The sequence below is a fragment of the Zwartia lucis genome, from assembly GCF_965234455.1.
GTDB lineage: Bacteria > Pseudomonadota > Gammaproteobacteria > Burkholderiales > Burkholderiaceae_B > Zwartia > Zwartia lucis.
On record NZ_OZ248474.1, the window covers coordinates 513,970 to 539,634 of the forward strand.

Annotated in this window: 26 protein-coding genes; 20 read left to right on the forward strand and 6 right to left on the reverse strand. The window is 52.1% G+C overall.

The window, feature by feature from the left end; translation table 11 throughout:
- The first annotated feature begins 57 nt into the window (after nt 1-57).
- The 7 genes from AC8GE9_RS13235 to AC8GE9_RS13265 all read left to right on the forward strand — a co-directional run bounded on the left by AC8GE9_RS13235 (nt 58) and on the right by AC8GE9_RS13265 (nt 7,270).
- Nucleotides 58-984, forward strand: a complete 927-nt coding sequence (locus AC8GE9_RS13235) for a polyprenyl synthetase family protein (RefSeq protein ID WP_506677817.1) — start codon at nt 58-60, stop codon at nt 982-984.
- 170 nt (nt 985-1,154) lie between these two features.
- Nucleotides 1,155-2,267: a TRAP transporter substrate-binding protein gene (locus AC8GE9_RS13240; protein WP_506677607.1), complete on the forward strand. Its 1,113-nt coding sequence runs from the start codon at nt 1,155-1,157 to the stop codon at nt 2,265-2,267.
- Between the two features lie 97 nt (nt 2,268-2,364).
- Nucleotides 2,365-2,988: a TRAP transporter small permease subunit gene (locus AC8GE9_RS13245; RefSeq protein WP_506677608.1), complete on the forward strand. Its 624-nt coding sequence runs from the start codon at nt 2,365-2,367 to the stop codon at nt 2,986-2,988.
- Nucleotides 2,985-4,904 carry a TRAP transporter large permease gene (locus AC8GE9_RS13250; protein ID WP_506677609.1) on the forward strand — a complete coding sequence of 640 codons (1,920 nt, stop codon included), beginning with the start codon at nt 2,985-2,987 and terminating at the stop codon, nt 4,902-4,904. The genes AC8GE9_RS13245 and AC8GE9_RS13250 overlap by 4 nt, the downstream gene beginning before the upstream one ends.
- 2 nt (nt 4,905-4,906) lie before the next feature.
- Nucleotides 4,907-5,662 (forward strand): enoyl-CoA hydratase-related protein, encoded by a 756-nt coding sequence (locus tag AC8GE9_RS13255; protein WP_506677610.1) that lies wholly within the window; start codon nt 4,907-4,909, stop codon nt 5,660-5,662.
- A gap of 202 nt (nt 5,663-5,864) precedes the next feature.
- Entirely contained in the window at nt 5,865-6,245 is a 381-nt protein-coding gene (locus AC8GE9_RS13260) for a hypothetical protein (protein ID WP_506677611.1), read from the forward strand.
- A gap of 38 nt (nt 6,246-6,283) precedes the next feature.
- The gene (locus tag AC8GE9_RS13265) at nt 6,284-7,270 is read left to right on the forward strand and encodes an NADPH:quinone reductase (protein WP_506677612.1); all 987 of its coding nucleotides are present in this window, start codon (nt 6,284-6,286) and stop codon (nt 7,268-7,270) included.
- Between the two features lie 36 nt (nt 7,271-7,306).
- Here AC8GE9_RS13265 and AC8GE9_RS13270 read toward each other — a convergent pair whose 3' ends face one another.
- Nucleotides 7,307-8,461 carry an alpha-hydroxy acid oxidase gene (locus AC8GE9_RS13270; protein WP_506677818.1) on the reverse strand — a complete coding sequence of 385 codons (1,155 nt, stop codon included), beginning with the start codon at nt 8,459-8,461 and terminating at the stop codon, nt 7,307-7,309.
- A 178-nt stretch (nt 8,462-8,639) separates the two neighbouring features.
- On the opposite strand from AC8GE9_RS13270, the gene AC8GE9_RS13275 reads away from it, so the two are divergent.
- The 13 genes from AC8GE9_RS13275 to AC8GE9_RS13335 all read left to right on the forward strand — a co-directional run bounded on the left by AC8GE9_RS13275 (nt 8,640) and on the right by AC8GE9_RS13335 (nt 20,637).
- The gene (locus tag AC8GE9_RS13275; protein ID WP_482296663.1) at nt 8,640-9,236 is read left to right on the forward strand and encodes a glutathione S-transferase C-terminal domain-containing protein; all 597 of its coding nucleotides are present in this window, start codon (nt 8,640-8,642) and stop codon (nt 9,234-9,236) included.
- A complete protein-coding gene (locus tag AC8GE9_RS13280; RefSeq protein ID WP_506677613.1) occupies nt 9,233-10,018 on the forward strand; it encodes a heme ABC transporter ATP-binding protein in 786 nt (261 codons plus the stop codon). Before AC8GE9_RS13275 ends, AC8GE9_RS13280 begins: the two co-directional genes overlap by 4 nt.
- Before the next feature lie 38 nt (nt 10,019-10,056).
- Entirely contained in the window at nt 10,057-10,980 is a 924-nt protein-coding gene (locus AC8GE9_RS13285) for a 3-hydroxyacyl-CoA dehydrogenase (RefSeq protein WP_506677614.1), read from the forward strand.
- A gap of 59 nt (nt 10,981-11,039) precedes the next feature.
- On the forward strand, nt 11,040-11,972 hold the full coding sequence (gene kce, locus AC8GE9_RS13290; RefSeq protein ID WP_506677615.1) for a 3,5-dioxohexanoate:acetyl-CoA acetone transferase: 933 nt from the start codon (nt 11,040-11,042) through the stop codon (nt 11,970-11,972).
- 16 nt (nt 11,973-11,988) lie between these two features.
- Nucleotides 11,989-13,188, forward strand: a complete 1,200-nt coding sequence (locus tag AC8GE9_RS13295; RefSeq protein ID WP_506677616.1) for a M20 aminoacylase family protein — start codon at nt 11,989-11,991, stop codon at nt 13,186-13,188.
- 217 nt (nt 13,189-13,405) lie between these two features.
- On the forward strand, nt 13,406-13,828 hold the full coding sequence (locus AC8GE9_RS13300) for a rubrerythrin family protein (RefSeq protein ID WP_506677617.1): 423 nt from the start codon (nt 13,406-13,408) through the stop codon (nt 13,826-13,828).
- A 134-nt stretch (nt 13,829-13,962) separates the two neighbouring features.
- Complete coding sequence (locus AC8GE9_RS13305) at nt 13,963-15,300, forward strand: heterodisulfide reductase-related iron-sulfur binding cluster (protein ID WP_506677618.1); 1,338 nt, start codon at nt 13,963-13,965, stop codon at nt 15,298-15,300.
- 11 nt (nt 15,301-15,311) lie between these two features.
- Nucleotides 15,312-15,896: a DUF3501 family protein gene (locus AC8GE9_RS13310; protein WP_506677619.1), complete on the forward strand. Its 585-nt coding sequence runs from the start codon at nt 15,312-15,314 to the stop codon at nt 15,894-15,896.
- Between the two features lie 205 nt (nt 15,897-16,101).
- On the forward strand, nt 16,102-16,896 hold the full coding sequence (locus tag AC8GE9_RS13315) for an SDR family NAD(P)-dependent oxidoreductase (protein ID WP_506677620.1): 795 nt from the start codon (nt 16,102-16,104) through the stop codon (nt 16,894-16,896).
- A 16-nt stretch (nt 16,897-16,912) separates the two neighbouring features.
- Nucleotides 16,913-17,722, forward strand: a complete 810-nt coding sequence (locus tag AC8GE9_RS13320) for an SDR family NAD(P)-dependent oxidoreductase (RefSeq protein ID WP_506677621.1) — start codon at nt 16,913-16,915, stop codon at nt 17,720-17,722.
- A gap of 58 nt (nt 17,723-17,780) precedes the next feature.
- The gene (locus AC8GE9_RS13325) at nt 17,781-18,755 is read left to right on the forward strand and encodes a quinone oxidoreductase family protein (protein WP_506677622.1); all 975 of its coding nucleotides are present in this window, start codon (nt 17,781-17,783) and stop codon (nt 18,753-18,755) included.
- 4 nt (nt 18,756-18,759) lie between these two features.
- A complete protein-coding gene (locus tag AC8GE9_RS13330; protein ID WP_506677623.1) occupies nt 18,760-19,365 on the forward strand; it encodes an MSMEG_1061 family FMN-dependent PPOX-type flavoprotein in 606 nt (201 codons plus the stop codon).
- A gap of 33 nt (nt 19,366-19,398) precedes the next feature.
- Nucleotides 19,399-20,637, forward strand: a complete 1,239-nt coding sequence (locus AC8GE9_RS13335; protein WP_506677624.1) for a CaiB/BaiF CoA transferase family protein — start codon at nt 19,399-19,401, stop codon at nt 20,635-20,637.
- Here AC8GE9_RS13335 and AC8GE9_RS13340 read toward each other — a convergent pair.
- Genes AC8GE9_RS13340 through AC8GE9_RS13360 form a run of 5 tightly spaced genes read right to left on the reverse strand, consistent with a single transcriptional unit; the run spans nt 20,615 to nt 25,665 of the window.
- Nucleotides 20,615-22,141 carry a tripartite tricarboxylate transporter permease gene (locus AC8GE9_RS13340; protein ID WP_506677625.1) on the reverse strand — a complete coding sequence of 509 codons (1,527 nt, stop codon included), beginning with the start codon at nt 22,139-22,141 and terminating at the stop codon, nt 20,615-20,617. The genes AC8GE9_RS13335 and AC8GE9_RS13340 overlap by 23 nt on opposite strands.
- Before the next feature lies 1 nt (nt 22,142).
- Entirely contained in the window at nt 22,143-22,625 is a 483-nt protein-coding gene (locus AC8GE9_RS13345) for a tripartite tricarboxylate transporter TctB family protein (protein WP_506677626.1), read from the reverse strand.
- Between the two features lie 10 nt (nt 22,626-22,635).
- A complete protein-coding gene (locus tag AC8GE9_RS13350) occupies nt 22,636-23,973 on the reverse strand; it encodes a CaiB/BaiF CoA transferase family protein (RefSeq protein ID WP_506677627.1) in 1,338 nt (445 codons plus the stop codon).
- Nucleotides 23,970-25,145, reverse strand: a complete 1,176-nt coding sequence (locus tag AC8GE9_RS13355; RefSeq protein WP_506677628.1) for a CaiB/BaiF CoA transferase family protein — start codon at nt 25,143-25,145, stop codon at nt 23,970-23,972. The genes AC8GE9_RS13350 and AC8GE9_RS13355 overlap by 4 nt, the downstream gene beginning before the upstream one ends.
- A gap of 37 nt (nt 25,146-25,182) precedes the next feature.
- Nucleotides 25,183-25,665, reverse strand: coding sequence for a hotdog family protein (locus AC8GE9_RS13360; protein WP_506677629.1), 483 nt, complete (start codon nt 25,663-25,665; stop codon nt 25,183-25,185).

Below are 25,665 nucleotides of genomic sequence, written 5' to 3' on the forward strand. Positions count from 1 at the left end.
TCAAAAGAAAGTCACTTGCATAAGCTCTCAAACCTCTTAGCCCCCGTGGCGCAGGACATGGAAACGGTCGATGCCGTGATCCGGTCCAGACTCAATTCCGACGTCGTGTTGATCAGGACGATCGCCGAATACATCATTGGCGCGGGGGGGAAACGCATGCGCCCGGTCCTGTTGTTGCTGGTTGCCCAGGCGCTTGGCTACAAGGGCGCGCATCACCATTTGATGGCTGCTGCAGTGGAGTTTATCCATACGGCGACCCTCTTGCATGATGACGTGGTCGACGAATCTGACCTCAGGCGCGGTCGGGGGACTGCAAATGCTGTGTTTGGTAATGCCGCCAGTGTGTTGGTCGGGGATTACCTTTATTCGCGGGCTTTTGAGATGTTGGTGGACGTCGACTGCATGCGGATTATGCAGATTATGTCTGGGGCGACCACAGTGATTGCCGAAGGCGAGGTCCTGCAGTTGCTCAATATTCACGATCCGGATGTGTCTGAGGCGCGGTATTTGCAGGTGGTGCGCTTTAAAACAGCCAAGTTATTTGAGGCGTCGGCTGAGGCGGGTGCGGTCTTGGCGGGGGGTTCGGCTGCCCAGCAAGAGGCCGCTGCAGCCTATGGTCGCCACATAGGAACGGCCTTTCAGCTGGTCGATGACGTGTTGGATTACAACGGCGACGTGAGCGCCTTGGGTAAAAATGTTGGGGATGATTTACGAGAGGGCAAGCCGACTTTGCCGCTGATTCGGGTCCTTGAAGTCGGGACACCAGAGCAAAAACAGCTCGTGCGAGAAGCAATTGAGAAAGGCGAGGCGGATTTTGATGCTGTGGCACGCGCGATCCAGGAAACTGGTGCGCTCGAACATGCGAGTCAATGTGCGGTTGCTGAGGCAGCACTTGCCCGTCAAGCCATTGAAATCTTACCTGACTCACCGGCCAGGCAAGCCTTGATTGATTTTTGCGCGTTTGCGATTAAGCGGGATCGTTGATTGTTCAAGCGCGACAGACCCGTTCGGGTTAATACCGATGAAAATTGGTTGTGCGGGACATCAGCTAAGCGTCTAATAGTGTCAAACAGACTGACAAAAAAGAATTTAAAACTTTAAAAGTATTGTCAGCAGGGAAAAGCGCAGCGAATTTCGACTTTAAGGAGTTGAGGATGTCTATTTTGTCTTCTAGAAGAAAGTTTTTCACAACTGCAGCGGTAGGCTCTGCTGCAGTCCTGGGTGCCCCAATTGTTAAGGCTCAAGCCGCGCCCATTACGTTTCGTTTTCAAAGCACATGGCCTGCGAAAGATATCTTTCACGAATATGCGCTTGATTATGCGAAAAAAGTAAACGATATGGCTGAGGGGCAACTCAAGATTGACGTGCTGCCCGCTGGTGCTGTGGTGCCTGCTTTCAACTTGCTTGATGCCGTTTCTGCGGGCACGCTGGATGGTGGCCATGGTGTGTTGGCCTACTGGTACGGTAAAAATACTGCGGTCGCGCTGTGGGGTTCCGGTCCTTCGTTTGGTATGGATGCCAATATGCTGTTGTCTTGGCACGAATACGGTGGCGGCAAAGAATTGCTGACCGAAATCCAAAAAGCCATGAACGTCAATGTCGTGTCCTTGATGTATGGCCCGATGCCGACGCAGCCCTTTGGTTGGTTCAAAAAGCCCATTTCAAAAGTCGAGGACGTCAAGGGTGTCAAATTCCGTACCGTTGGTTTGGCCATTGATATGTACACGGCCATGGGCGCTGCGGTGAATGCGCTGCCAGGCGGCGAGATTGTGCCCGCCTTGGATCGTGGCTTGCTCGATGGCGCTGAGTTCAATAATGCGTCTTCCGATCTGTTGCTCGGCTTCCCCGACGTATCGAAGGTCTGCATGTTGCAGAGTTTCCACCAGAGCGCCGAGCAATTTGAGATCTTGTTTAACAAAGCGAAATACGATGCCTTGCCTAAACATCTCAAGAGCGTGTTAGCCGTGGCCTCTCAAGCGGCCAGTGCCGACATGTCTTGGAAAGCGATCGATCGCTACTCCAAAGACTACGAAGTTTTGCAGAAAGATAAAGGTGTGAAGTTTTACAAGACACCTGACGCCATTTTGCAAAGACAGCTTCAGATCTGGGATCAGATGATCGCTAAACGATCGGCTGAAAACCCACTGTTCAAGAAAGTGATCGATTCGCAAAAGGCCTTTGCTGAGCGTGCGGGTAAATGGTCGGGCGATACGAATGTGAACTTCCGTATGGCTTACAACCACTTTTTTGCAGCGAAGAAAGGCTAGTTTTTTTTTTGGTATGTCATGCACAAGATGGCATCTTTTAGTTTAGATGCCATCTTTTTTTTGGACGCAAGGTCAGTTTCACTGACTGGATGAATGTATGAATAAATGGCTTTGGCGCATCGACGCAACGTCCACGTTTTTGGGTAAAACCTTCGCATGGTTGATTGTGGTGTTAACGCTGCATGTCTCATGGGAAGTCGTCGCCCGGTATTTATTTAATCAGCCAAGCTCTTGGGCATTTGATTTGCAGTCAATGTATTACGGCATCATGTTCATGATGGCGGGCGCCTATACCCTTGCTAAAAATGGTCATGTGCGTGGAGATATCCTGTATGGATATTTGCCGCCTAGAGGCCAGGCATGGATCGACCTCGTGCTTTACGTCGCATTTTTTATTCCTGGTGTAACGGCCATGGTGTGGGCTGGCTGGACGTTCGCCGCCGATTCAATTTTGATCAATGAGCATTCCTCTTTGATGGCAGATGGCCCGCCCGTTTATCCCTTTAAAGTGTTTATTCCCATCGCAGGATTTTTCTTGCTGCTACAAGGGTTTGCTGAAATCGCGCGTTGTGTCATGTGCCTGCGAGAGGGCGCCTGGCCAGAGCGTGAGGCCGATGTGCAAGAAGTGGATGTGGAGAAATTAAAAGAACTCGTTCAAGTGAAAGACGAAGACATTCAGTCCCTAGACAAATATGTCGTTGGCAAGGAGCACGCTAAATGAAATTGCCAAAGGCGATATGGTTTGGATTTAGTTGCATCGCAATTGTTGTGATGTTGATTATCTTTTTAACACCTTGGACAGCCATTACAACGGGGCACATTGGCTTGATTATGTTGGCGCTCATCGTAGTCGCCATCATGCTTGGATTTCCGACAGCCTTTACGCTGATGGGTATGGGCGTGATTTTTACTTTTCTAGCGTACATCCTTCAGGCGCCTGAGATGACAGGCAAAGCGTTGAATCAGACATTGACGCTCATGGTTCAGCGCACCTATGCCACCATGACGAATGATGCGTTGATTTCGATCCCTTTATTTGTATTTATGGGATATCTGGTTGAGCGGGCGAACTTGATTGAAAAATTATTCCGCTCCTTGCACCTTGCGCTGGCGCGTTTGCCTGGCGCATTGGGCATTGCAACGCTGGTGACTTGCGCAATTTTTGCCACGGCAACGGGGATTGTGGGTGCGGTGGTGACCTTGATGGGCTTGCTCGCAATGCCAGCCATGCTTAAAGCAGGATATAGCGTTCGCTTAACAGCGGGCGTCATCACTGCGGGTGGATGTTTGGGTATTTTGATTCCACCTTCGGTGCTTCTCATTGTGTACGGTGCAACGACAGGCACGTCAGTCGTGAAGCTCTATGCGGGTGCGCTGCTTCCGGGAATTGGACTTGCTGTTTTGTATGCGGCCTATGTGATGATTGTGGCAAAGATTTGGCCTGATATGGCCCCCCCGCTTTCTGCCAAGGACCGTGAGATTACCCTTCCTGCCGGTTCAGAGGCGATCAAAGGGCAAGGATATACGCTTGCCGCGACGGGTCTGTTGTCAAACTTTTTTAAAGGACCTAAAAATCCTGCTGTCACGCGCCAGTACATGAACCGTAATGCGTTGGCAGTGCTGTTGCCCCTTTTGATCACGGTATTTTTATCGCTTGTGATTTACAGGATGGCAACCGAACCAAAAATTGTGTATGACATTCCCGCAGAGTTGCAGTTGTCTAGTAACTTAAGTGGAAGTGGATCTGGGCTGGCTGAGCCCCCCTCAGGTTTGGCAGAGCCACCATCGAGTGAGCCTGTTGCGCAAACAACTGTTGCCAGTCCTGCAGCGGCCGTCGTGCCAAGTGTAGAGGCGTCAAAGGATCGGGCCGCCCAAGAGCGCTTGCCTACTCCCACGGGTTATTGGATTTACCTTGGCATCGCAGCGTTGATCATGTTGGTGTTTTATGTGACGCTCACTTGGGCGCGTCTCGAAGTCTTCAAAATGCTGATGGGTTCGTTCTTTCCCTTGTCGGTATTAATCGCGGCCGTTCTGGGTTCGATTGGTTTTGGCCTCGCGACGCCAAGTGAAGCGGCGGCCATGGGGGCGCTGGGCGGTGCCTTGTTAGCCTTGGCCTATGGCCGGCTCAATATGACGGTCTTAAAGGAGTCGACCTTTCTGACCGCTAAGACCAGCGCAATGGTGTGCTGGTTATTTGTGGGATCCTCTATTTTTTCAGCGGCCTTTGCCTTACTGGGCGGCCAGAGGATTATTGAAGAGTGGGTCTTGTCTCTGGGATTAACGTCTCTTGAGTTCATGCTGCTTGCGCAAATTCTGATTTTTGTACTTGGCTGGCCACTCGAGTGGACTGAGATCATTGTGATCTTTATGCCGATTTTCGTGCCTTTGTTGGCGCAGTTCAATATTGATCCGTTGTTCTTTGGTTTGTTAGTCGCCCTGAATTTGCAGACGGCCTTTTTGTCACCTCCTGTGGCGATGGCGGCTTTTTACCTCAAGGGCGTGTCGCCGCCTCACGTGACGCTCAACCAGATCTTTTTGGGCATGATGCCCTTCATGGGCATACAGATCTTGGCGATCTTCTTGCTCTACATGTTCCCGGCGATTGGGTTGTGGTTACCTGAAGTTCTGTACAAATAAATATGTTTGAAACAATCGAAGTTGTTCGTGGTTCGCGAGTCGCCGTCATTTGGTTGAATCGACCCGAGGTGCACAACGCGCTCAACGAAGTCATGGTCAAGGAGTTGACGCAAGCGATTGAGGCGTCGGCGCACGATGAACAAATCAATGCGATTGTGCTGGCCTCTCGTGGCGACTCGTTTTGTTCAGGCACGGATCTGAGTTGGTGTCGAACCGCCTTGGACGGTGAGAGCGGTGCGGCAGTTATGATGACTGCTGCCTTGGCTGGCATGCTCAAGGCGATTGAGACGTCGCCTGTGCCCGTGATTGCGCGCGTCAATGGTCATTGCGTGGGGGCGGGTGTCGGTTTGGTGGCAGCCGCCGATATCGCAGTGGCGAGCCATGATGCAGAGTTCACGCAAGCCGAAACGCGTTTAGGCTTGACGCCTCATCTTGTCGCACCTTATCTCAGTCGGGCAATAGGCGTTCGCAGTGCGTGCAGGTGGTTAGTGGCGGGTGAGACCTTTAGCGCAGCAGAGGCTTGGCGTCTAGGCTTGGTTCATGAGATCTGTGACGCCTCTGAGCTTGATGCGAAAATCAATGGCATCCTGGGTCATTTGATGACCGCCGAGTTGGGTGCGATTAAGTCAACAAAAAAAATGCTCAAAACATTGGCTGAGAGCAATGCTCCCGTTTTTGATCAAGTGCTTGCCAAAGAAGGTGTCTCGGCATTTCTTGAAAAAAGATGGCCGAGCTGGGCCCCTGAAGAGCTTAAGTAGTCTTCATCTATCGCTACAATTTCATCATACAAATGCCGCCAACAAGCGCGACGGTACTGATCCGAGCTATAGATTTTCTGGAAATTTATTGTCCAACACAGCACGCAAGCTAATTTTTCGCCGTAAACTAATATTCAGCGATTTTGCACTGCGAAGGCGATGATCGCGATGACCTGACATGCAATACTCCAAGGAGTTAATGATGAAAAAGTCCATCACACTAGCGATCGCTGCAGCCGCACTGACCGCCTCGGCGCTGACGCCCGCGGTTGCGGGACCTAATAACTATCGCCATGGTCCTGCGCATGGTTACAAGCATCACGGTTATAAGCAGAGTCACTTCAATGCATGGAATGCTGCCGCGCTTGGCGCAGCCGTGGGAGTCGTGATTGGCGTAGGCAGTCAATACAACCGTTATGTGGCACCACCACCAGTTTATCCTCGCGTAGTGAATGTTTATCCTCCGGTGGTACCGCCTTATGGTCAGTTTTATTCGTTACCCGTCCCTTGCCGCATGGCGCAGATCCCTGTGTATGATCAATATGGCCGCTTGATCCAATATCAGCAGACGTGCGTGAATTAAAAATCTAGCAAACTAAAAATTAAAAACTGGAAGAGGCAATGCAAGCAGCTTGGTATCAAAAAAATGGTGAAGCCCGCGATGTTTTGGTTGTGGGTGAGCTCCCTACGCCCGAAGCCGGCCCCGGTGAGGTCAGGGTCAAGATTCATGCCTCCGGCGTCAATCCCTCGGACGTCAAATCCCGTCGTAATCGTCCCATCCATGATCCACGGATTGTGCCGCATAGTGATGCGGGCGGCGTGATCGACCAGGTCGGACCTGGCGTCTCAAAAGAGCGTTTGGGTGAGCGCGTGTGGTTGTGGAATGCGCAATATCAACGACCTTTTGGTACAGCGGCGCAGTATGTCGCGCTCCCGCAGGCTCAAGCGGTTGCCTTACCTGAGCATGTTGATTTTGATGGTGCCGCTTGTATGGGCATCCCAGGGTTGACGGCATTTGAAGCGGTCAGGCGTTGTGGTGATCTCGCTGGGAAAACAGTGTTGGTCATCGGTGCGGCCTCGGCTGTCGGACACTACGCGGCTCAGATGGCCGCGCTCAAAGGCGCTCGTGTGATTGGCACCGTGAGTTCCGAAGCTAAAGCGGCGCATGCCCGCGCTGCGGGCGTGAAAGAAACGATCAACTACAAAACCGAGGCGGTGGCTCAACGGGTCAAGGAACTCACTGGCGGCCGCGGTGCAGATGCCATTATTGACATGGATTTTTCCACAACTACAGATCTCGTGCGTGACGGAGCGCTGGCGCCACACGGAACGGTTGCGTGCTTTGGTTCAAATCGTGTCGAGCCGCCCCAAATTCCGTTCCGCCTGTGTTTGACGACAAGTTTGAGCTTGCAGTTTTTCTTGGTGTATGACTTGACGCCTGCCGAACGCGAAGTCGCGCTCAAAGGGTTGAGTGAGTTGCTTGCGTCTGGAAAAATTAAACATGCCATCGGTGCGCGATATGCGCTGACCGATATCGTCGCTGCGCATGAGGCGGTCGAGCAAGGCAAGGTGCTCGGCAATGTCGTGATTGATTTGTTGAGCGATTAAGCACAACAAATCAAGGCATCACTTTCGTGGTGGTGTTCAGGCCGATGGTTGCAGATAGCGACCATCGAGTTGGTTGAATTGCCCACAGCCTATTTGTGTCAAAATCGCATCGATTTCTTTGCGCATGATGGCCAGCACTTGATCGGCGCCGTCTTGCCCGAGCGCGGCAACCGCATAGAGTGTTGGGCGCCCAAAGATGCAGCTTTGCGCACCCAAGCATTTAGCCACCACCACATCTGAGCCACGTCTTATACCGCTATCCAGCATCAAGGTCGCGCGATCGCCGACGGCTGCTTTGATCGCCGGCAGCATGGTGAGCGGCGAGGGCGCATTGTCAAGTTGTCGCGCGCCATGATTTGACACAATGATGCCTTGGGCCCCAGCGTGGACGGCTTGCTTCGCATCATCGGGATGGAGCAGCCCTTTGATCACCAGTGGGCCTGACCATTGATCCCTGATCGCTGCGACAGTGTCCCAACTTGTCATGGCCGCGGGGGTCAAGGTGCCATACATGTCAGCGACTTCGTTGGCCGAGGCACCAGGTTTGGCATAGGGTTGCCAATTGCTCATCATCGGCATACCGCCTGCTTTTAAATATTCAATCACCCAACTCGGTTTGGTCAACGCATCCAGCATGATGGCCGGCGTCATCCTGAACGGGCGCGTAAAGCCGTTGCGACGATTACGTTCTCTGTTGGAGTTCACGGGTACGTCGACGGTAATCACGAGAACGCCTACGTTCGCCTCTCGGGCCCTTTTGACCAGATCGAGATTGATGCGTGGATCACTGGTGGCATACATTTGAAACCAAACATTGTCTGGCGCGATTTGGGCGGCTTCTTCGATTTTTAGATTGCTCGCGCTCGACAATAGGAATGGGACATTCGCCTTTTTTGCAGCGGCGGCGAGCATCGCGTCCGCGCCGGTCCGGAACAGGCCGGCCATTCCGGTGGGAGAAATGCCAATTGGACTGGAATAGGTGCGACCGAAGAGTTCGACAGACTGATCGCGTTGGGTCACATCAACTAAGTATCGCGGCAGCAGTTGATACTTTGAAAATGCTGCTCGATTGCGAAGCATGCCGAGTTCGTCATCGGCGCCGCCATCGATAAAGTCAAAAGCAATTTTCGGCAGCCTGCGTTGGGCGAGCGCTCTGAAGTCGTGAAGATTGAGGGTGTTGGCATGGCGGATCCGTAGGCGTCTTGGGTGCGAATTCTCGTATCAAAATTTACTACAGACCGCTCCTTGCATGGTAATCAATATTTGCTGCAAAGCAGCACTGCCGAGAATGATGATTTTGTAGTACAAATAGATCGATTTTATCCTTACACTCATTTTTATTGATACACCTATTTAATCGGATGCTTTTATGAAAATTACCGCTTCAGGCGCGAGTCCATATGTTCGTAAAGTGATGGCTTGTGCGATTGCACGAGGAATCGATCAGCAACTAGAAAAGTGGACAATTGCCACGACAGACCCTGTATTGTCCAATTCAAACCCGTTGGGTAAGGTACCTACACTTATCAATGATGAAGGCGTTGCCTTATTCGACAGCCCTGTGATTTGCGAGTTTCTGGATAGTGTCGGCAGCGCACCTGCCTTATTCCCTGCCGCAGGACCTGCGCGTTGGGCTGCGTTACGTTTGCAGGCGATTGGTGATGGCATCTTGGATGCGAGCCAACCGCGCCGTCGTGAAATTGCCTTGCCCCAAGATGAAGGTCGCGTGGGTTATATCGATTTGCAGCGTGGCAAAGTCGCACGCGCGGTCGAGGTGTTGGAAAAAGAAGCGGCGAGCTTGGGTGCTCTCAAGACAGTTGGCGATATTGCTGTCGCATGCGCATTAGGTTATTTGGACTTTCGCTTTGCGCATGAGCCATGGCGTCCCGGTCATCCTAAGCTGGAGGCTTGGTACGCGAGTGTAGTGAGTTTGCCACCGATGGCCAAGACTGTCCCAGTCGCTTGACGATTCAATCCTCTCATCTCACGCTTGAACGAAATCGGCGCGTCGTGTTGCGCGACGTTTCCGTGGCGATCGCGCCCGGCGAGATTGTGGGATTGCTTGGTCCCAATGGAGCGGGTAAGTCGACGCTCCTCGCGGCATTCGCGGGGGAGCTCTCGCCTGCGCAAGGGGTCATCAAACTCGATGCGATTAATCTTGATACAGGCTCTGCGTTAGATCTTGCTCGGAAGCGGGCGGTGGTGACCCAGCAGTCGAGCTTGAGTTTTGACCTGAGCGTACTTGAAGTCGCGCAGATGGGCGCATACCCGTTTTCTCAGGCGCAGCCAGAGCAGGTTGAGCAATGGTCCCAGCGTGCGTTGATGCTGACTGAGTTGTCTTCCCTCCAAAAAAGCCTTTTCACGGCACTTTCCGGAGGCGAGCAACAAAGAGCGCAACTCTCGCGCGCACTTGTTCAGTGCTTTGCGATCGAGCATTATCAGGGTGTAGCCTATTTGCTTTTAGACGAACCACTGGCCAGCCTCGATCCCAGACATCAGCTTCAGTTTATGAAGGTGCTGGAGCAATTGGTCGGGACAGCTCGGATTGGCGTACTAATCGTGATGCATGACCTCAACGTGGCGGCTCGACATTGCGATCGTCTTGTTTTGCTCAATGGAGGTAGCGTCGTCGCGCAAGGTTTACCAAGTGAAGTTCTGACGCCAGAGACGCTCAAGCAGGCCTTTGATTTGGATTGGACTGTGATCACACACCCCAAAGACGTAAATCGCTTGCTGGTGCTGACATAAACGTATTATTGTGAAAAATTAAACGCATTGAGGGGCATATGAAGATCGCAATTGTGGGCTCGGGGTTGGTCGGACAGGCATGGGCGATTGTGTTTGCCCGCGGCGGTCACTCCGTCAAGATGTGGGATGGTGATCCGGCGGCGGTCAGTGGCGCAGCCAAGCTGATTGAAAAGCAGGTCGCAGATCTCCAGAGCGCTGGTTTGATCGATGACCCTCAGGGGCTTCTTTCGCGCATGAGTGGATGCGCCTCGCTCGAAGAAGTGATGGCTGGCGCAGACTATGTGCAAGAGAGTTTGCCCGAGCGGCTTGAGATGAAAAAAGAGATCTTTGCCCGCATGGATGCCCTCGCGCCGCCTGGGACGATCCTGGCGAGCTCCACCTCGAGTATTCCGGCTTCTGCTTTTACAGAAACGCTCGCCGGACGCGCGCGTTGCCTCATTGCGCATCCAGTCAATCCTCCCTATCTCGTCCCTGTCGTTGAGATTTGTGGCGCACCCTGGACCGACGCCAAGGTGGTGCAGCAAACCTGGGATGTGATGGAGGGTGTTGGTCAAAAACCTGTCAAGATTCATCGTGAGCTCAAGGGCTTTGTGCTCAATCGTTTGCAGGGTGCGCTGCTGCGCGAAGCTTTTAGATTGGTCGAACAGGGTTATGTCGATGCCGAGGGGCTAGATGTGACGGTACGCGAGGGTCTTGGTTTGCGATGGTCCTTTATGGGGCCTTTTGAAACGATCGACCTGAATGCACCTGACGGTCTGGCGGATTACGCCAGACGCTTTAACGATATGTATCAGTCTATTTCTACTGAGCAGACCTCAACCGAGCCTTGGTCAGAAGCGGTGATCGAAAAGCTTGAGTCGCAAAGACGTGCTGCGTTGCCAAAGGAAAAATTGCTTGAGCGGCGGCTGTGGCGCGATCGGCGATTGATGGCCTTGGCGGCGCATAAAAAATCAGCAGAGTAATAGCTTAAGCTAGGAAGTTTCATCACGTATTTAATCAAACGTAAAGACACGGAGTCAGTATGGCCAGCGCGCGAAAAGTCATTATTACCTGTGCGGCAACGGGAGCGATTCATACTCCGAGCATGTCGCCCCATCTTCCCGTCACTGCTGAAGAAATCGCCAAGTCGGCGATTGATGCGGCCCATGCGGGAGCAGCGATCTTGCATCTGCATGCGCGCGATCCCAAGGATGGAAAGCCAACGCAAGATCCTGAGTTTTTTAGACCATTTTTAAAAGAAATTAAAGCCGCCACCAATGCTGTGATCAATATCACGACGGGAGGTAGCCCGCACATGACGGTTGAGGAGCGCATGCGTCCGGCGATGACTTTTCAGCCCGAGGTCGCCTCACTCAATATGGGATCGATGAATTTTGGACTGTTTCCGATGTTGGATCGCTTTAAAGAATTTAAGCACGAGTGGGAGCGTCAGCACCTTGAAAATAGTCGCGATCTCGTTTTTAAAAACACCTACAAAGATATCGAGACAATTTTAAGGCGCGGTTCCGAAAACGGCACACGTTTTGAATTTGAGTGTTACGACATCAGTCACCTCTATAACTTGTCGCATTTCGCCGAAAAGGGTCTGGTGAAAGGACCTATTTTTATTCAATCGGTATTTGGAATTTTGGGCGGCATTGGCCCTCACCCAGAAGATCTGATGCACATGCGTCGCACGGCGGACCGTTTATTTGGTAATCAGTATCAGTGGTCGATCCTAGGCGCAGGTCGGAACCAGATCCCATTGGCAACAATGGGGGCTGCGATGGGTTCGCATGTGCGCGTGGGTCTTGAGGACTCTCTGTGGATTGGGCCTGGCAAGATGGCTGCGTCCAATGCTGAACAGGTGACGCGTATTCGTACGGTTTTAGAAGCCTTGAACTGCGAGGTCGCGACACCCGATGAGGCGCGCGATATCTTGGGTCTCAAGGGCGGCAACAACGTTAACTTTTAATCGGAGCAGCTTAAATATGAAACTCGTCGATGCGTTTGCGGATTACAGCCGCTTTATCAAAATCCGCCGTGATATTCACGCCCATCCTGAGCTCGGTTTCGATGAACACCGCACCTCAGAGATTGTCGCGACCCTCCTTAAGGAGTGGGGGATCGAAGTGCATCGCGGCATTGCGGGCACAGGCGTCGTGGGCGTCTTGAAAGTCGGTGAGGGCGGTCGGACATTAAGCCTGCGTGCTGATCTGGATGCTTTGCCCTTAAAAGAGCTCAATGAGTTTGAGCACAAGTCTACGAACGATGGAAAGATGCATGCGTGTGGTCATGACGGGCACACCACCATGCTGCTCGCCGCTGCTTGGCACTTATCCCAGACGCGCAATTTCAATGGCACGGTGAACTTTGTGTTCCAGCCAGCCGAGGAAATGGGCAAGGCGGGCGCCAAGAAGATGATCGAGGATGGGTTGTTTGAGCGCTTTCCCTGCGAAGCCGTGTTTGGTTTGCATAACTTCTCAATTGGTAACGTGGGCGGTTTTGCACTGAATAACGGACCCTTTATGGCCTCTAGTAATACGTTTAAGGTCACGATAAAGGGGCAGGGTACACATGCCTCGCTGCCTCATACGGGAACGGACCCCATTGCACCAGCGCTTGAGTTTGCCCAAGCACTGCAGGGCTTGGTGGCAAAGGTCATCCCGAGCACTGAACGTGCTTTGTTAGCGGTGACGCAGCTTGAGGGCTCCGTCGCACCCAATGTCATACCGGATGTGGCGGCAGTAGGGGGCACGATTCGTACCTTTTCAGTCTCGGCTTTGGATCGATTGGAGGAACGTTTGCGCACCCTTGCGGTCCAGATCGCCCTGGCGCACGAGTGTGAGGCCGAGATTTTCTTTAGGCGCGCCTCGCCTCCAGTGGTCAATCATGCAAAAGAAGCGCAGTTTGCGGCTCAAGTCATGCGAGAGATCGTCGGTCCCGAGATGGTCAATGATCAGTTCCCTGGGGTCATGGCCGCGGAGGATTTTGCGCATATGTTGATGGCCAAGCCGGGGTGCTATGCTTTTATTGGCAATGGCGAGGGTCATCATCGTCTTGAGGGGCATGGTGAGGGCGCTTGCGTAGTGCATAACACCTCATATGACTTTAACGATGCCATTATTCCTGTGGGTGCCAGCTATTTTGTTCGCTTAACAGAGCGCTGGATGGCCGACAAGGCCAATTAACGCGCCATAGGTGGCTCTAGGGGGTATTTACCCTTGGAGCCTTCGTTATTACAGTCTATTAGGAAAAAACTATCTAAAAAGTAGATAAATTTAATTTCCTTTATAGATTTCTGCCGGATACACTATGAAAAGAGTAGAGATTGAGTCGGTTTTTTGACCGGACTCTATAGATCTAGACTCCACTTCTTCTTCATATTTTTATTTGTCAGGAGGCTATATGGCCCAGCTCAAAGGTTCAAAGACCGAACAGTGCCTGAAGGACGCATTCGCAGGCGAATCACAGGCTAACCGCCGCTACTTGTATTTCGCAAACAAGGCTGACATCGAAGGCCAAAACGACGTTGCAGCATTGTTCCGCTCGACAGCAGAAGGCGAGACAGGACACGCACACGGCCACCTCGAGTTTCTAGAGGCTTCAGGTGATCCAGCAACAGGTTTGCCAATCGGCTCCAGCCGTCAAAATTTGACAGCTGCTGTCCACGGTGAAACACACGAGTACACAGATATGTACCCCGGCATGGCCAAAATCGCTCGCGACGAAGGCTTTGACGAGGTCGCTGACTGGTTTGAAACCTTGGCAAAAGCCGAGCGTTCACACGCCAATCGCTATCAGAAAGCTCTGGACGCTTTGGTTGACTAAGCGTTTTTGAGAGATGCGAGCGGCTGACGACGCCTGATGTCCGTCGCTCGAACTGCACTATCTGTGGCCGGCTCTGCTGGTCACAATCATTTTCGTTGCACCCGACAGCAGGGTGACAAAATTAAGGATCCGCTATGTCAAACCGCGAAGGTAATCTCGACGCGCCAACCCGTCATCCTTTGGACTGGACCAATCCAGACTTTTATGACGAGGAAAGTCTGCACACAGAAATGGAACGTGTGTTTGACATGTGCCACGGCTGTCGCCGGTGCTTGAGCCTCTGTGGCTCGTTCCCGACGCTGTTTGATCTGGTTGACGCGACCGATGACGGTGAAGTGCACGGCGTCGACAAAAAGGACTACGACAAGGTTGTGGACGAGTGTTTCCTCTGTGACGTTTGTTATGTCACCAAGTGCCCCTATGTGCCACCACACCCATGGAATCTGGATTTTCCTCACTTGATGTTGCGTGCGAAAGCCGTGAATTTCAAAAAAGGCGATGTAAAGCTGAGCGATAAGCTGCTTGCTTCGACCGATAAGTTTGGCATGTTCGCGGGTATTCCAATCGTGACGGAGGCTGTCAACGCGATTAATCGTACAGGCGTGATGCGCTCGGTCATGGAGTCGACACTTGGCGTAGATAAGAAAGCTTGGATCCCAGAGTACGCGCCCAAGACCTTTCCTCAACTGGCAACTGCATCGACTGCGTGGCCTGTGGAAGACGGCGAGAAAACACCCGGAAAAGTTGCGATTTACGCGACCTGCTATATCAATTACAACGAGCCTGGTATCGGTCAAGACCTGATCAAGATCCTTGAGCACAATCAGATTCCATATGAGCTGGTCGATAAAGAAGCCTGTTGTGGTATGCCTAAGCTTGAGCTCGGTGATCTTGAATCGGTGGCCGCGAACAAAGATAAAAACATTCCTAAACTCGCGAAACTGGCGCGTGAAGGTTATGCGATTATGACGCCGATCCCCTCTTGTACGCTGATGTTCAAACAAGAGTTGCCTTTAATGTTCCCAGACGAGGCAGATGTTCAGCTCGTCAAGGCTGCAATGTGGGATCCATTTGAATATTTCATCGCCCGTAACCGTGATGGTTTGCTTAATACTGATTTCAAAGAATCGTTGGGCCATGTGAGCTACCACATCCCCTGTCATTCGCGTGTTCAAAACGTCGGCAAAAAGACAGCGGAAACGCTAAAACTGGTGCCTGGTACGGAAGTCAATGTGGTTGAGCGTTGCTCTGGCCACTCAGGAACGTGGGGCGTGAAAAAAGAGTTTCATGCTACGGCAATGAAAATCGGCAAGCCGGTGTTTAAAGCCATGGCAAATAACACCCCTGATTACATCAGCTCAGATTGTCAACTCGCTGGCCATCACATCGAGCAGGGTATGGAAGAAAACGGCTTGGCGAAAGCTGAGATGGCTCACCCTCTCACCTTGATCGCCAAAGCATACGGTCTATAAAGGAAATGGAAATGAGCAAAATTACACGTGAAAGTTTGATGACCCTAGAGGCTTATCATAAAGCCCGCCCAGAAATGCGTAAGCAAGCGATCGAAGAGCGTCGCAAGCGAAGTGTTCGTCTAGGCGAGCATTTGAACTTGCTGTTTGAAAACGAGTTGTTGATGCGTTATCAAGTGCAGGAAATGTTGCGTGTCGAGAAAATATTCGATGACGAGGGCATTCAGGATGAGTTGGGGGCCTACAACCCACTCGTGCCGGATGGTTCGAACTTCAAAGCGACGATGATGCTTGAGTATCCTAACGAAAGCGAGCGCCGTTTGGCCTTGTCCAAGTTGCTGGGCGTCGAGCACAAGATGTTTGTTCAGGTCGAAGGTCAGCCTCGGGTGTATGCGATTGCGAACGAAGATTTGGAACGTACGACTGCGGACAAAACGTCGTCGGTACATTTTATGCGGTTTGAGCTGACACCAGAAATGAAGAAATCTTTAAAAACTGGCGCACAGATGATGGTAGGTTGCGACCATAAAGAATATCCTATGCATGTGGAAACATTGCCTGACGATACCCTGGCATCGTTGGTGAACGATCTAACCTAATTAAGAGAATTAGCCTGAGTTAAGTTGAGTTAAAGTCGTTCGAGGCTCGAACCGTCAGGTTCGGGCCTTTTTCTTTAAGTTGCTAAATTTCACTAGTTGGACGTGTACCTAGTAGCTTGCGCCGTATGCGATAAAAAGGATTTTGCTCCTGAGGAGGCACACAGGTAATATGACTCTATATACAACAACAAACAAAAGGGACAATATGTTCAGACTAGATGGCAAGATCGCGCTGGTGACGGGCTGTGGAACATTGGGCGAGGGTTGGGGTAATGGCAAGGCGATTGCTGTCGCATTGGCACGGCAGGGTGCGCATGTTTTTGGCTCGGACCTCAGTCTAGAGGCCGCGCAAGAAACGCAACGTATCATCACTGAAGAAGGCGGCACGGCGCATGTCATGGTGGCCGATGCGACCAAGGCCGAAGATGTGAAAAAACTCGTTGATGCGTGTATTGCGCAATACGGTCGTATCGATATCTTGGTCAATAACGTCGGGCGCTCCGAGCCGGGTGATCCGGTGTCGATGAGTGAAGAAACCTGGGATGACCAGATGGACGTGAATGTCAAAGGTGCTTTTCTGGCTTGCAAATATGTGTTGCCCTCGATGGCTGCTCAAGGTGGTGGCTCCGTGATCAGTATTTCCTCCGTGGCCGCGCATCGATACATTGGTAAACCACAAGTGGGATACGCAGCAGGTAAAGCAGCTCTCGAACAACTCATGAAAACGACGGGTGTCATTTACGCCGATCGTGGCGTGCGACTCAATAGCGTGGCACCAGGATTGATGTTTACGCCACTCGTGAAACGCTTAGCTGATAAATACGCAAAAGGCGATTTCGAGGGCTTTGTCGCCCACCGTCACAAACAAGTACCCGCGGGTTATATGGGAGAGTCTTGGGATGTGGCGCACGCCGTGGTGTTTTTGGCGAGTGATGAAGCACGCTATATCACCGGGCAGACCATCGTTGTAGACGGCGGCATTATCTCCGCAACCCGATAACTACAAGAGACTCGAGATGGTAAATCAATCAGGAAGATTGGCAGGTAAGGTTGCGATCGTGACGGGCGCCGGTTGTGTCGGGCCAGGTTGGGGGAATGGCCGCGCGATCGCAGTACGTTTTGCGCAAGAGGGTGCGCGAGTCTTTGCGGTCGATAAAGAGCTTACGGCAATGGATGAGACCCTTGCGCTGATTGCGCAGACCGGTGGTGAGGTCACGCCATACGCTTGCGATGTCACGGATAGTGCCGCGATTCAAAAGCTTGTCGAAGCTTGTATCGCACAATATGGTACGGTCGACATTTTGGTGAATAATGTAGGCGGTCCTTCGCGTGGTGGTCCGATCGAGCTTTCCGAAGAAAATTGGGACCAGCAGATCGACATCAATTTGAAAACAGTTTTTCTGATGTGTAAGTACGTCATGCCCCTTATGGAGGCGAAAGGAGCAGGTGCCATCGTCAATATTTCTTCGACGTCAGGCATTCGCTTTACGGGTGCGCCACAAGTTGGTTACGCCGCAGCCAAAGCCGGCGTCATTCAGTTTGGACGTGTCGTTGGTGTTGAGTACGCAAAAAAAGGCATTCGTATCAACACAGTCTTACCAGGTCAATTACATACGCCGCTTGTCGAGGCGACCCTTGCGGGAGCTCAAAGCGCGGGCGACTCGGAGCGTTTACTTAAAATTAGACAGGCACGTATTCCAATGCCTTTTATGGGTGATGGGCGTGATACCGCGAATGCCGTACTTTTTCTGGCTTCGGATGAAGCGCGTTTCATCACAGGCACAGAGTTGATTGTCGATGGTGGTATGAGTGCCAAATGCGATTGAGAAATTTTGAAATAAATGTTGATGTGTTCACACATCTTACCGAATAGGAAAACATATTATGAAAGCAGTTGTCGTGACAAAGAGCGGTTTTGAAATCTCTGAAGTTTCCAAACCCACAGCAGGCCCTGACCAAGTGTTGGTCAAGGTACGGGCCTGTGGCCTGAATCGTGCTGACTTGGGGGTTCTGGCAGGCGGCGCGCACGGCAATGTCGGTGGAGTGGGTGCGATCCCTGGCATCGAATGGGCTGGAGAGGTCGTCGAAGTGGGGGCGCGTGTACGAGGATTCAAGCCAGGCGATCGTGTCATGTGTTCCGGATCGGCAGGCTATGCGGAATATGCCGTGGCTGATTGGGGCCGAGTCATCGATATACCGAATGCTGCGATGTCTTTTGCCCAAGCCGTGACGCTACCGATCGCGATTAAAACGATGCACAATGCGATCGTGACGGTAGGCGAATTAAAAAAAGGTGAGACGGTTCTAGTGCAAGGCGCTTCCTCTGGCGTGGGACTGATGGCTATGCAAATCGCCAAGCTGATGGGCGCTAAAACCGTGATCGGTACTTCGACAACGCCTGAGAGACGCGCGCAACTCACTAAATTTGGCGCTGATTTCGCAATTGACAATAGTGATCCGCAGTGGCCCCAGCATGCGATCGAAGCGAGTGGTGGAAAAGGAGTCGACTTGATCATCGATCAACTCTCCGGACCATTCGGTACGCAAAACTTGGAGGCCTGCGCGATCTTGGGTCGCATCGTCAACGTTGGACGTATGGCGGGACGTTTTGCTGAGTTTGATTTTGATTTGCATGCACTTAAGCGCATCAAATATACCGGCGTGACCTTCCGTACACGCAGTGTGGAGGAGGTCAGAAGCATTACCTCGTTGGCATTAGGCGACTTGGGTGCGTATCTTGAATCGGGAAAATTGTCGCTTCCAATCGATAGCACTTTTGCCTTTGCGGATATTGCGCAGGCCTTTGAGCGGATGCGCACTAACAAACATTTTGGAAAAATCGTCGCAACACTGGATTAGTGTGATGAAAATAGAAACGCTCGAACAACTCAGAACGCTCTATGCGACGCCTAAAGAGCGGGCGGTTAAAAAGCAATTGGCCGCTTTGGATAGGCATTGCAAGCATTACATCACCCTGTCGCCGTTTGTAGTGCTGTCGAGCATGGGGGGAGACAAGGTGCTTGACGCATCCCCTCGCGGTGGCGCGCCAGGTTTCGTCAAGGTCATCGATGACAATACCTTGTTGATCCCGGATTCGCCTGGCAATAACCGCCTCGATACGCTGGAAAATATCATTCACACGGGGCGTCTCGGCTTGCTGTTTTTGATCCCGGGAGTGGACGAGACGTTGCGTGTCAATGGGGTAGCTGAATTAAGCGTGACCCCCGCGGATATCGCGCAGTGCACCACAGAGGTGCGCGCGCCAAAACTCGTGATTCGCGTCAGTGTGCAACAAGCTTATTTGCATTGTGCAAAAGCGTTCATGCGTTCAAAACTCTGGGATAGCATGAGCCAGATTGAGCGAAGTCAATTACCGACAATGGTTGACATGATCAACGAACAGGCTGCGATTGAAGGTGTATTTGAGACCCACGAAGAAATCATGCGGCGCTATCGAAACGAATTATAAAAATGATTGTTATCCATCGGATGAGACGAAGATATGACAGCACCGCTTGCAGGAATCAAGGTTGTTGAAATTAGTGTGGCGATGGCCGGTCCTTTTTGTGGCATGTTGCTCGGAGACTACGGCGCCGATGTGATCAAAATCGAACGCACCGAAGTGGGCGATGACAGTCGCGCCTGGTCGCCTTATTTTCACGGTGCGATGGGTTATTACTATGCTTCGGCGAACCGAAACAAGCGCGGGATGGCGCTGGATCTAAAAACTGAAGAAGGTGTGCGAATTGCGCGTTCCCTGATCGAAGACGCTGATGTTTTAGTGCATAACTATCGCGTTGGGGCGTTGGAGCGTTTGGGTTTGGACTATGAAAGTTTGTCGCGTATTAATCCGCGTTTGATCTATTGTGCGATTAGTGGCTTTGGCGCCGATGGCCCGTTGAGTAAAGAGCCGGCAAATGATTTGTTTATGCAAGCCTATGCAGGCTCTATGAGCATTACTGGCGATCCCGAGGGTAGTCCAGCAAAAATGGGCATGTCCGTTGCCGATGTGGGGGGCGGTATGTTTGGCGCGATCGGGGTGATGATGGCGCTTGAAACAAGGCATAGGACAGGACGTGGACAGAGAGTGGATACCTCGCTGCTCGAGGGGCATATCGCCATGATGGCACAGTTTTTTACTCGCTATTTCTCGAGTGGAGAGGTGCCTGGACCGAGTGGAAGTGGCGCATTGACGAGTCCAACCTATCGCGCCTACCAGGCGAGCGATCAGTGGATTGTGATTTCTGCTTTCAATCAGCGTATGTGGAAAGGACTCTGTGCTGCGCTTGAGCAATCCGACTGGTTGGAAGATCCGCGTTTCATCGATCCTCAAATGCGCGCATTGAATCGCCCGCTTTTGATTCAATTGATCGGCGCAGAGATTATCAAGCAGCCTTTGGTTTACTGGGAAAAGCGTTTAAAAGAAAATGATGTGCCGTGCTCGCCAGTTAATACGATCGATAAAGTTGTGGAGCAACCGCAAGTGCTGGCGCGTGACATGGTGCAGGAGATCGAGCTAGAGGGTCTGGGAATGATGTCGATGGCGGGCCTGCCTATAAAGTTTAGCGATTCTCCAGGGTCAGTGCGTCTGCCTCCCCCAAGACTAGGGCAGCACACGGCAGAAATATTGACTGAAATGGGTTATACGCAAGAGCAGATTAACGTCCTGGCCGAGCAGGGCGCGATTGGTCTTGATCCAGGCTGGGTGAAAGTCGAAGCTACTCCGAACTCTCCGGGATAAGCTTTTTAACCTTGACGCCGAACAGCTTTCCGTAAAGCGAGCGCAGCGGTTCGAACAGCAAGACGATGACAACCACAGACCAAATCCCGATGGCGATTGGACTCGTGTAAAAAACAGAGACATCGCCCAGGCTCATAAATAAACCTTCGCGCAAGTGCTTTTCAATCAAGGGCCCGAGTACAACGCCAACGACTAAGGGGGCGAGTTGAAACTCGAGCTTGCGTAACGCATACCCAATCATCGCGATCGCCCAGAGCATGTAGACATCCACCATGCTATTGCGCACGCTATAGCAACCAATTGTGGCGACCATCAAGATGATGGGCAGAAACACATGGTTTGGGACTCTAAGCAAACTGACCCACAAACCGATTAAGGGAATATTTAAAACGACGAGCATCGCGTTACCAATCAGCATTGAAGCAATCACACCCCAAAATATTTCGGGGTGCGAGGTCATCATCATCGGGCCGGGTTGTACGCCATGTACCATCATTGCAGCCAGCATCAGCGCCGTGACAGAGCCAAACGGGACACCAAGCGCAAGCAATGGCACCATGGAGGAGGTAGCGGCAGCGTTATTGGCAGTCTCAGGGCCCGCGACGCCTTCGATGGCGCCTTCTCCTAGTTGTTCTTTGTATTTCGACACCCCTTTTTCTAGTCGATAGGAAGCAAAACTCGCCATCGTCGCTGAGGGTCCGGGTAAGAGACCAAGCACAAAGCCCATCGCCGTTCCGCGACCATAAGGCCCCCAGGACCGTCGCCACTCCTCTCGCGAGGGAAACATTTCTTTGAGCTTGACTGGAATCGGTTTGCCTTGTTTTTGCAACGACTCTACGACCGACATGATTTCAGTCACGCCGTACAGACCGACGACAAGGGCGACAAGCTCAACGCCAAGCGTGAGGTCTCGAATACCAAAGGTGAAGCGATCCGCGCCAGTCACGATTTCCTGACCCACGGTGCTCAGCATGAGTCCAACCGCCATCGGGAAAATGCCAGCAGCTAAGGTGCCGCCAGAAATACGTGAAAATAAAAGCAGGCCTCCAGCCGTCAATGCAAAGAACTCGGCCGGACCAAAAAGTAAACCGAAATTAGCCAAGGCGGGTGCGAACAGCATGACGCCAAGAACTGAAAGACCACCTCCTACAAATGAGCCGATCGCGACAATGGTGAGCACCGCACCAGCGCGACCTTTTTTAGTCAGTTTATAGCCATCAATGCAGGTAATGACAGAGGCGGACTCACCGGGCATGTTGATGAGAATAGCCGTCGTCGAACCGCCATACATCGCTCCGTAATACATACCCGCCATCATGATCAAGCCACTGGTTGGATCCAGCGCATAAGTTAAAGGCAGGATCATCGCGATCCCCGCTGTTGGACCCAGACCTGGTAAAACGCCGATCAACGTGCCTGCGAGTGCGCCAACGAGTGCGGCTAATAAGTTGTTTAGCGTCAATGCAACGCCGAGTCCGTAGAGGAGACCTTCGATCGCTTCCATCTCAGCTCCTGAAAAAGTCGACGAGTACGCCTGCTGGCATGGGTACTTTAATGGACGTGATGAAAATTAGGTGTAAGGCGGCAGTCATTAAAAACGCATAAAGCCCACATTTTTTCCATGGCAGCGTTGAGAGAAGTCGTATCAGTAATATACAAAAGAGAATGCTACTCAACGAAAAACCCGCCCATGGAATAGCGAGAAAATAAATGAGTAGTAGGCCGATCATCTTGAGCAATCGAATACGGTCTGAGCCCTCAGGTAGCTCGAGAGCGGTGCTGTTCTTCCTGCGTTGCCAACCTTCCCATAAAGCAGAAACGCTCGCAACGAGAAGGATGCCCGCGACCAGCACTGGAAACACACCTGCGCCGGGCTGATCCATTTCGCCCATTGGAAGTTCGAGAGTCATATGCAGATAACCCGCTGACAATAAAACGCCAACGATTCCCGCACCGAGGTATCCCATACTTCGAGTGATGACTTGCACAGTGTGCTCCTTACTTCGTACGGTAATCTTGATCGACGGCAGTGAGTGTTTTAAGTTTTAGCATCGATTCGGTATCCATCGTCCCTGATAGACCTGGATTGGTTGGAAAGTCCGATACCACATTAGAGTCTTTAAGCGCGGAAATTTGTTCAGGGGTTTTCCCGAGAATCTCTCTGAGGATGCTGTCATTATCCTCCCCAAAACGAGGCCCGGGTTTTTTAATATGAGCGTCGCGAAAGCGCAGCTTGTAGGGTCGCCCAATAATCGGGCGTTCACCGATAGGTTCCGGATGCATGACAGTTTCGTAAAAGTTGCGATGCTTGAGATGAGGATCGCGCAGTAAATCTCTACTGTTTAAGACAGGTGCCGCAGCAATGCCCTGAGCCTGCAATTGCTCGAATAGCGCTTGCGGGGTGTGTGTCAGGCACCAAGCTGCAACGAGTGCGTTGACCGCGCTTCTGTTGTCCTGTCGCGCGGCAGCGGTACAAAAGCGCGGATCGCGCGCCAGTTCAGGTTGCTGCATCAAGGCCGTCAGTGTCGCCCACTGGTCATCAGTTTGGATGCTAAGCGCAAGCCATTGATCTATCCCTTTCGTCTGGTAAAGATTGCTTGGGACATGTTCGGCATGCTCGTTCCCCATTCTGACAGGCTCGGTTCCATCTAACTGCTTTTGCAGTAGAGGCTCGGGCATCAGTGCGACGCCGAGTTGGTACATGCCAACGTCAACCCATTGTCCTTGACCCGTTTTTCGCATGTGTGCGATAGCCGCCCATAGACCATTGAGCCCGGCCCAGCATGCAATAAAGTCAGGATACGACTGTCCCACTTTCCAGGGCTTATCCCCCCGATAACCCGTGTAAAAGGTAATCCCCATTGTCGCTTCCAGGGTTGTACCTTGGCTGGGGAAGGACGACCAAGGTCCTGTAGAGCCATAGCCGGTGTTAGACAACATAATGAGAGAGGGTTTGATTTTTTTTAGCTCGTCGTAGTTCAAACCCCATTTGCGCATCACGCGGGGTGTGAAGTTTTCAAGAACAATATCGCTCTTGGCGACAAGTTCACGAAAAATTTCCTGACCCTCTGGTTGACTCAAGTCCATGGCAAGGGAGCGTTTGCCGCGATTCACGACATAAAAAATGCCGGAACGATTCCAGGGATCTTGCGCTGGATCATTATCCAAATATGGACCAAAAGCTCGGCCGCGCGTTTGATCGAGTTTATGGGGTGCTTCTATTTTGATGACTTCGGCGCCGAGATCGCTCAATAGGCCGGCCATATACGGCACAGCGAAGACATAGGACAAATCCAATACGCGCATCCCGTTCAAAGGTAAGGTAGCTTTTGTCATGCGCGACTCCCGATGTACGCGAGGATTTCATCGCGATGCTCGTCAAGCATCGGTGAACGTCGACGCACTGAGGTTGGGGTGAGCGAAAGTTTAGCGAGCTCGGCGGGAAAGCGAATGTGTGTCTTGGTCGCTGGATGTTCTAGTGCGGTGAACGCCTGTCGTTCTTGGAGATGTTCACAGCTCAATAAGTCTTCTGCACTCTGAACGACACCAAGCAGTAAACGTTTTTGCGCGCCTGCGAGAAAAACTTCTTTGGCTTCTCGATTAGCCACGCACTCCTCGAGGAGTGCCTTGACTTCCGGCACGCATTTTTCGCGCTCAGGAGGGCTGGAGAAACGTTTTTCACAAAACTCTGGTCGATCAAAGAGTTCCGCGAACGTTTCGAAAGGCGCTCCGCCGCCTGTTTGAAAAGCAAGGTAGCCTTTTCGAGTGGGGATAGGCTCTCCCGCAAAAGGATCTTGCACGACCGCGCGACGACCTTGCACTGCTCCAAGAAATGCGTAATAGGATTCATTGAGCACAAGCTCCGAAGCCAAGCATTCGTGGATTGATACATCGACGTGTTCACCGAACTGGTCGGCTTGCGCGGCGGTATAGGCCATGATGGATGCGTAGGCGGCCGTTAGGCCGGCGCAGTAAAACGATTGAGACAAACCATGCTTGAGCGGCTCTCTGTCTACTTGACCGCTGATCTGCATGATGCCGCTTAAGGCCTGAAGGGTGAGATCGCTTGCGGCGTACTGGGCATAAGGTCCTGTTTGTCCGAAATTCGTCACAGACGTCACGACAACTTTTGGGTTCCAGGCGAGGAGTTGATCCACCCCGAGCCCCCATTGTTCAAGACGACCCGGTCGAAAACTTTCGATGACAATATCGCTTTGTTCGACCAGCTTTTGAATGAGAGGTTTGTTCTCTGCAAGTCGCAAATCCAGCGCGAGACTGCGTTTGTTCCAGTTGAGATACTGAAATAACAGGCTTTGCTCAGGAGCTGGCGCATCGTGTTTGAGTGGCGGTAGCGCGCGCGCGAAGTCGCCGGTCATAGGACGCTCGATCTTGATGACGTCCGCGCCATGATCACCTAGCAGCCGGGCTGCAAAAGGGCCGGCAATACCGTGACTGAGGTCAAGCACTCTCAACCCAATCAAGGCGCCGTCTGGATAAATGTGCCCCATTCGCGCTCTTCCTTTAGGTTGAGAGTAGTTAAAGCGTTTAGAGTTTTGGTGGAACAAATGGATAGGGCAGCGCTTTACCGTTTTTGTAGGGGAGCGCGACGATCGCTGTGCCAGGTGTGGATTCCTTGCCGGCATCGTTGGTAATCCCCAACTCGATATCGATGAGACCAAAGTCAGGTCCCTCGCGTTTGCCTGTGACGCGGCCCCAAGTACGCACGGTTTCCTCTACAAGGTTCATCGCCCGAAACTGAAAGCCCGCTTTCCACGCCCAACCTTCGGGACCTGCCCAGTCAGCAAGTAGTTGCAGTACAAACTGTTGCTTCAATGAGCCATTGATCAACAAGCCGGGCAACTTGTCATGCTCCATTGCAAACGGTTTGTCATAATGAATCTTGTGCCAGTTTTCCATTGCGGCCGACCAGCGCATCAGATGCGCAGTCGTCAGGGGGCCTTTTTCAAGACCAGGGATTTCGGCGCCAATGACGACATCCTCAAAGTAGGGTGTTTTACCTAGTGTCAT

Bases quoted from the DNA above. Each gene is read 5' to 3' on its own strand.
- AC8GE9_RS13285 (WP_506677614.1), top strand. From the start codon at position 10,057: ATGAAGATCGCAATTGTGGGCTCGGGGTTGGTCGGACAGGCATGGGCG.
- AC8GE9_RS13275 (WP_482296663.1), top strand. From the start codon at position 8,640: ATGAAAATTACCGCTTCAGGCGCGAGTCCATATGTTCGTAAAGTGATG.
- AC8GE9_RS13320 (WP_506677621.1), top strand. From the start codon at position 16,913: ATGGTAAATCAATCAGGAAGATTGGCAGGTAAGGTTGCGATCGTGACG.
- AC8GE9_RS13355 (WP_506677628.1), bottom strand. From the start codon at position 25,145: ATGGGGCACATTTATCCAGACGGCGCCTTGATTGGGTTGAGAGTGCTT.
- AC8GE9_RS13340 (WP_506677625.1), bottom strand. From the start codon at position 22,141: ATGGAAGCGATCGAAGGTCTCCTCTACGGACTCGGCGTTGCATTGACG.
- AC8GE9_RS13250 (WP_506677609.1), top strand. From the start codon at position 2,985: ATGAAATTGCCAAAGGCGATATGGTTTGGATTTAGTTGCATCGCAATT.
- AC8GE9_RS13305 (WP_506677618.1), top strand. From the start codon at position 13,963: ATGTCAAACCGCGAAGGTAATCTCGACGCGCCAACCCGTCATCCTTTG.
- AC8GE9_RS13235 (WP_506677817.1), top strand. From the start codon at position 58: ATGGAAACGGTCGATGCCGTGATCCGGTCCAGACTCAATTCCGACGTC.
- AC8GE9_RS13350 (WP_506677627.1), bottom strand. From the start codon at position 23,973: ATGACAAAAGCTACCTTACCTTTGAACGGGATGCGCGTATTGGATTTG.
- AC8GE9_RS13330 (WP_506677623.1), top strand. From the start codon at position 18,760: ATGAAAATAGAAACGCTCGAACAACTCAGAACGCTCTATGCGACGCCT.
- AC8GE9_RS13335 (WP_506677624.1), top strand. From the start codon at position 19,399: ATGACAGCACCGCTTGCAGGAATCAAGGTTGTTGAAATTAGTGTGGCG.
- AC8GE9_RS13295 (WP_506677616.1), top strand. From the start codon at position 11,989: ATGAAACTCGTCGATGCGTTTGCGGATTACAGCCGCTTTATCAAAATC.
- AC8GE9_RS13360 (WP_506677629.1), bottom strand. From the start codon at position 25,665: ATGACACTAGGTAAAACACCCTACTTTGAGGATGTCGTCATTGGCGCC.
- AC8GE9_RS13260 (WP_506677611.1), top strand. From the start codon at position 5,865: ATGAAAAAGTCCATCACACTAGCGATCGCTGCAGCCGCACTGACCGCC.
- AC8GE9_RS13310 (WP_506677619.1), top strand. From the start codon at position 15,312: ATGAGCAAAATTACACGTGAAAGTTTGATGACCCTAGAGGCTTATCAT.
- AC8GE9_RS13300 (WP_506677617.1), top strand. From the start codon at position 13,406: ATGGCCCAGCTCAAAGGTTCAAAGACCGAACAGTGCCTGAAGGACGCA.
- AC8GE9_RS13325 (WP_506677622.1), top strand. From the start codon at position 17,781: ATGAAAGCAGTTGTCGTGACAAAGAGCGGTTTTGAAATCTCTGAAGTT.
- AC8GE9_RS13240 (WP_506677607.1), top strand. From the start codon at position 1,155: ATGTCTATTTTGTCTTCTAGAAGAAAGTTTTTCACAACTGCAGCGGTA.
- AC8GE9_RS13315 (WP_506677620.1), top strand. From the start codon at position 16,102: ATGTTCAGACTAGATGGCAAGATCGCGCTGGTGACGGGCTGTGGAACA.
- AC8GE9_RS13265 (WP_506677612.1), top strand. From the start codon at position 6,284: ATGCAAGCAGCTTGGTATCAAAAAAATGGTGAAGCCCGCGATGTTTTG.
- kce (WP_506677615.1), top strand. From the start codon at position 11,040: ATGGCCAGCGCGCGAAAAGTCATTATTACCTGTGCGGCAACGGGAGCG.
- AC8GE9_RS13255 (WP_506677610.1), top strand. From the start codon at position 4,907: ATGTTTGAAACAATCGAAGTTGTTCGTGGTTCGCGAGTCGCCGTCATT.
- AC8GE9_RS13245 (WP_506677608.1), top strand. From the start codon at position 2,365: ATGAATAAATGGCTTTGGCGCATCGACGCAACGTCCACGTTTTTGGGT.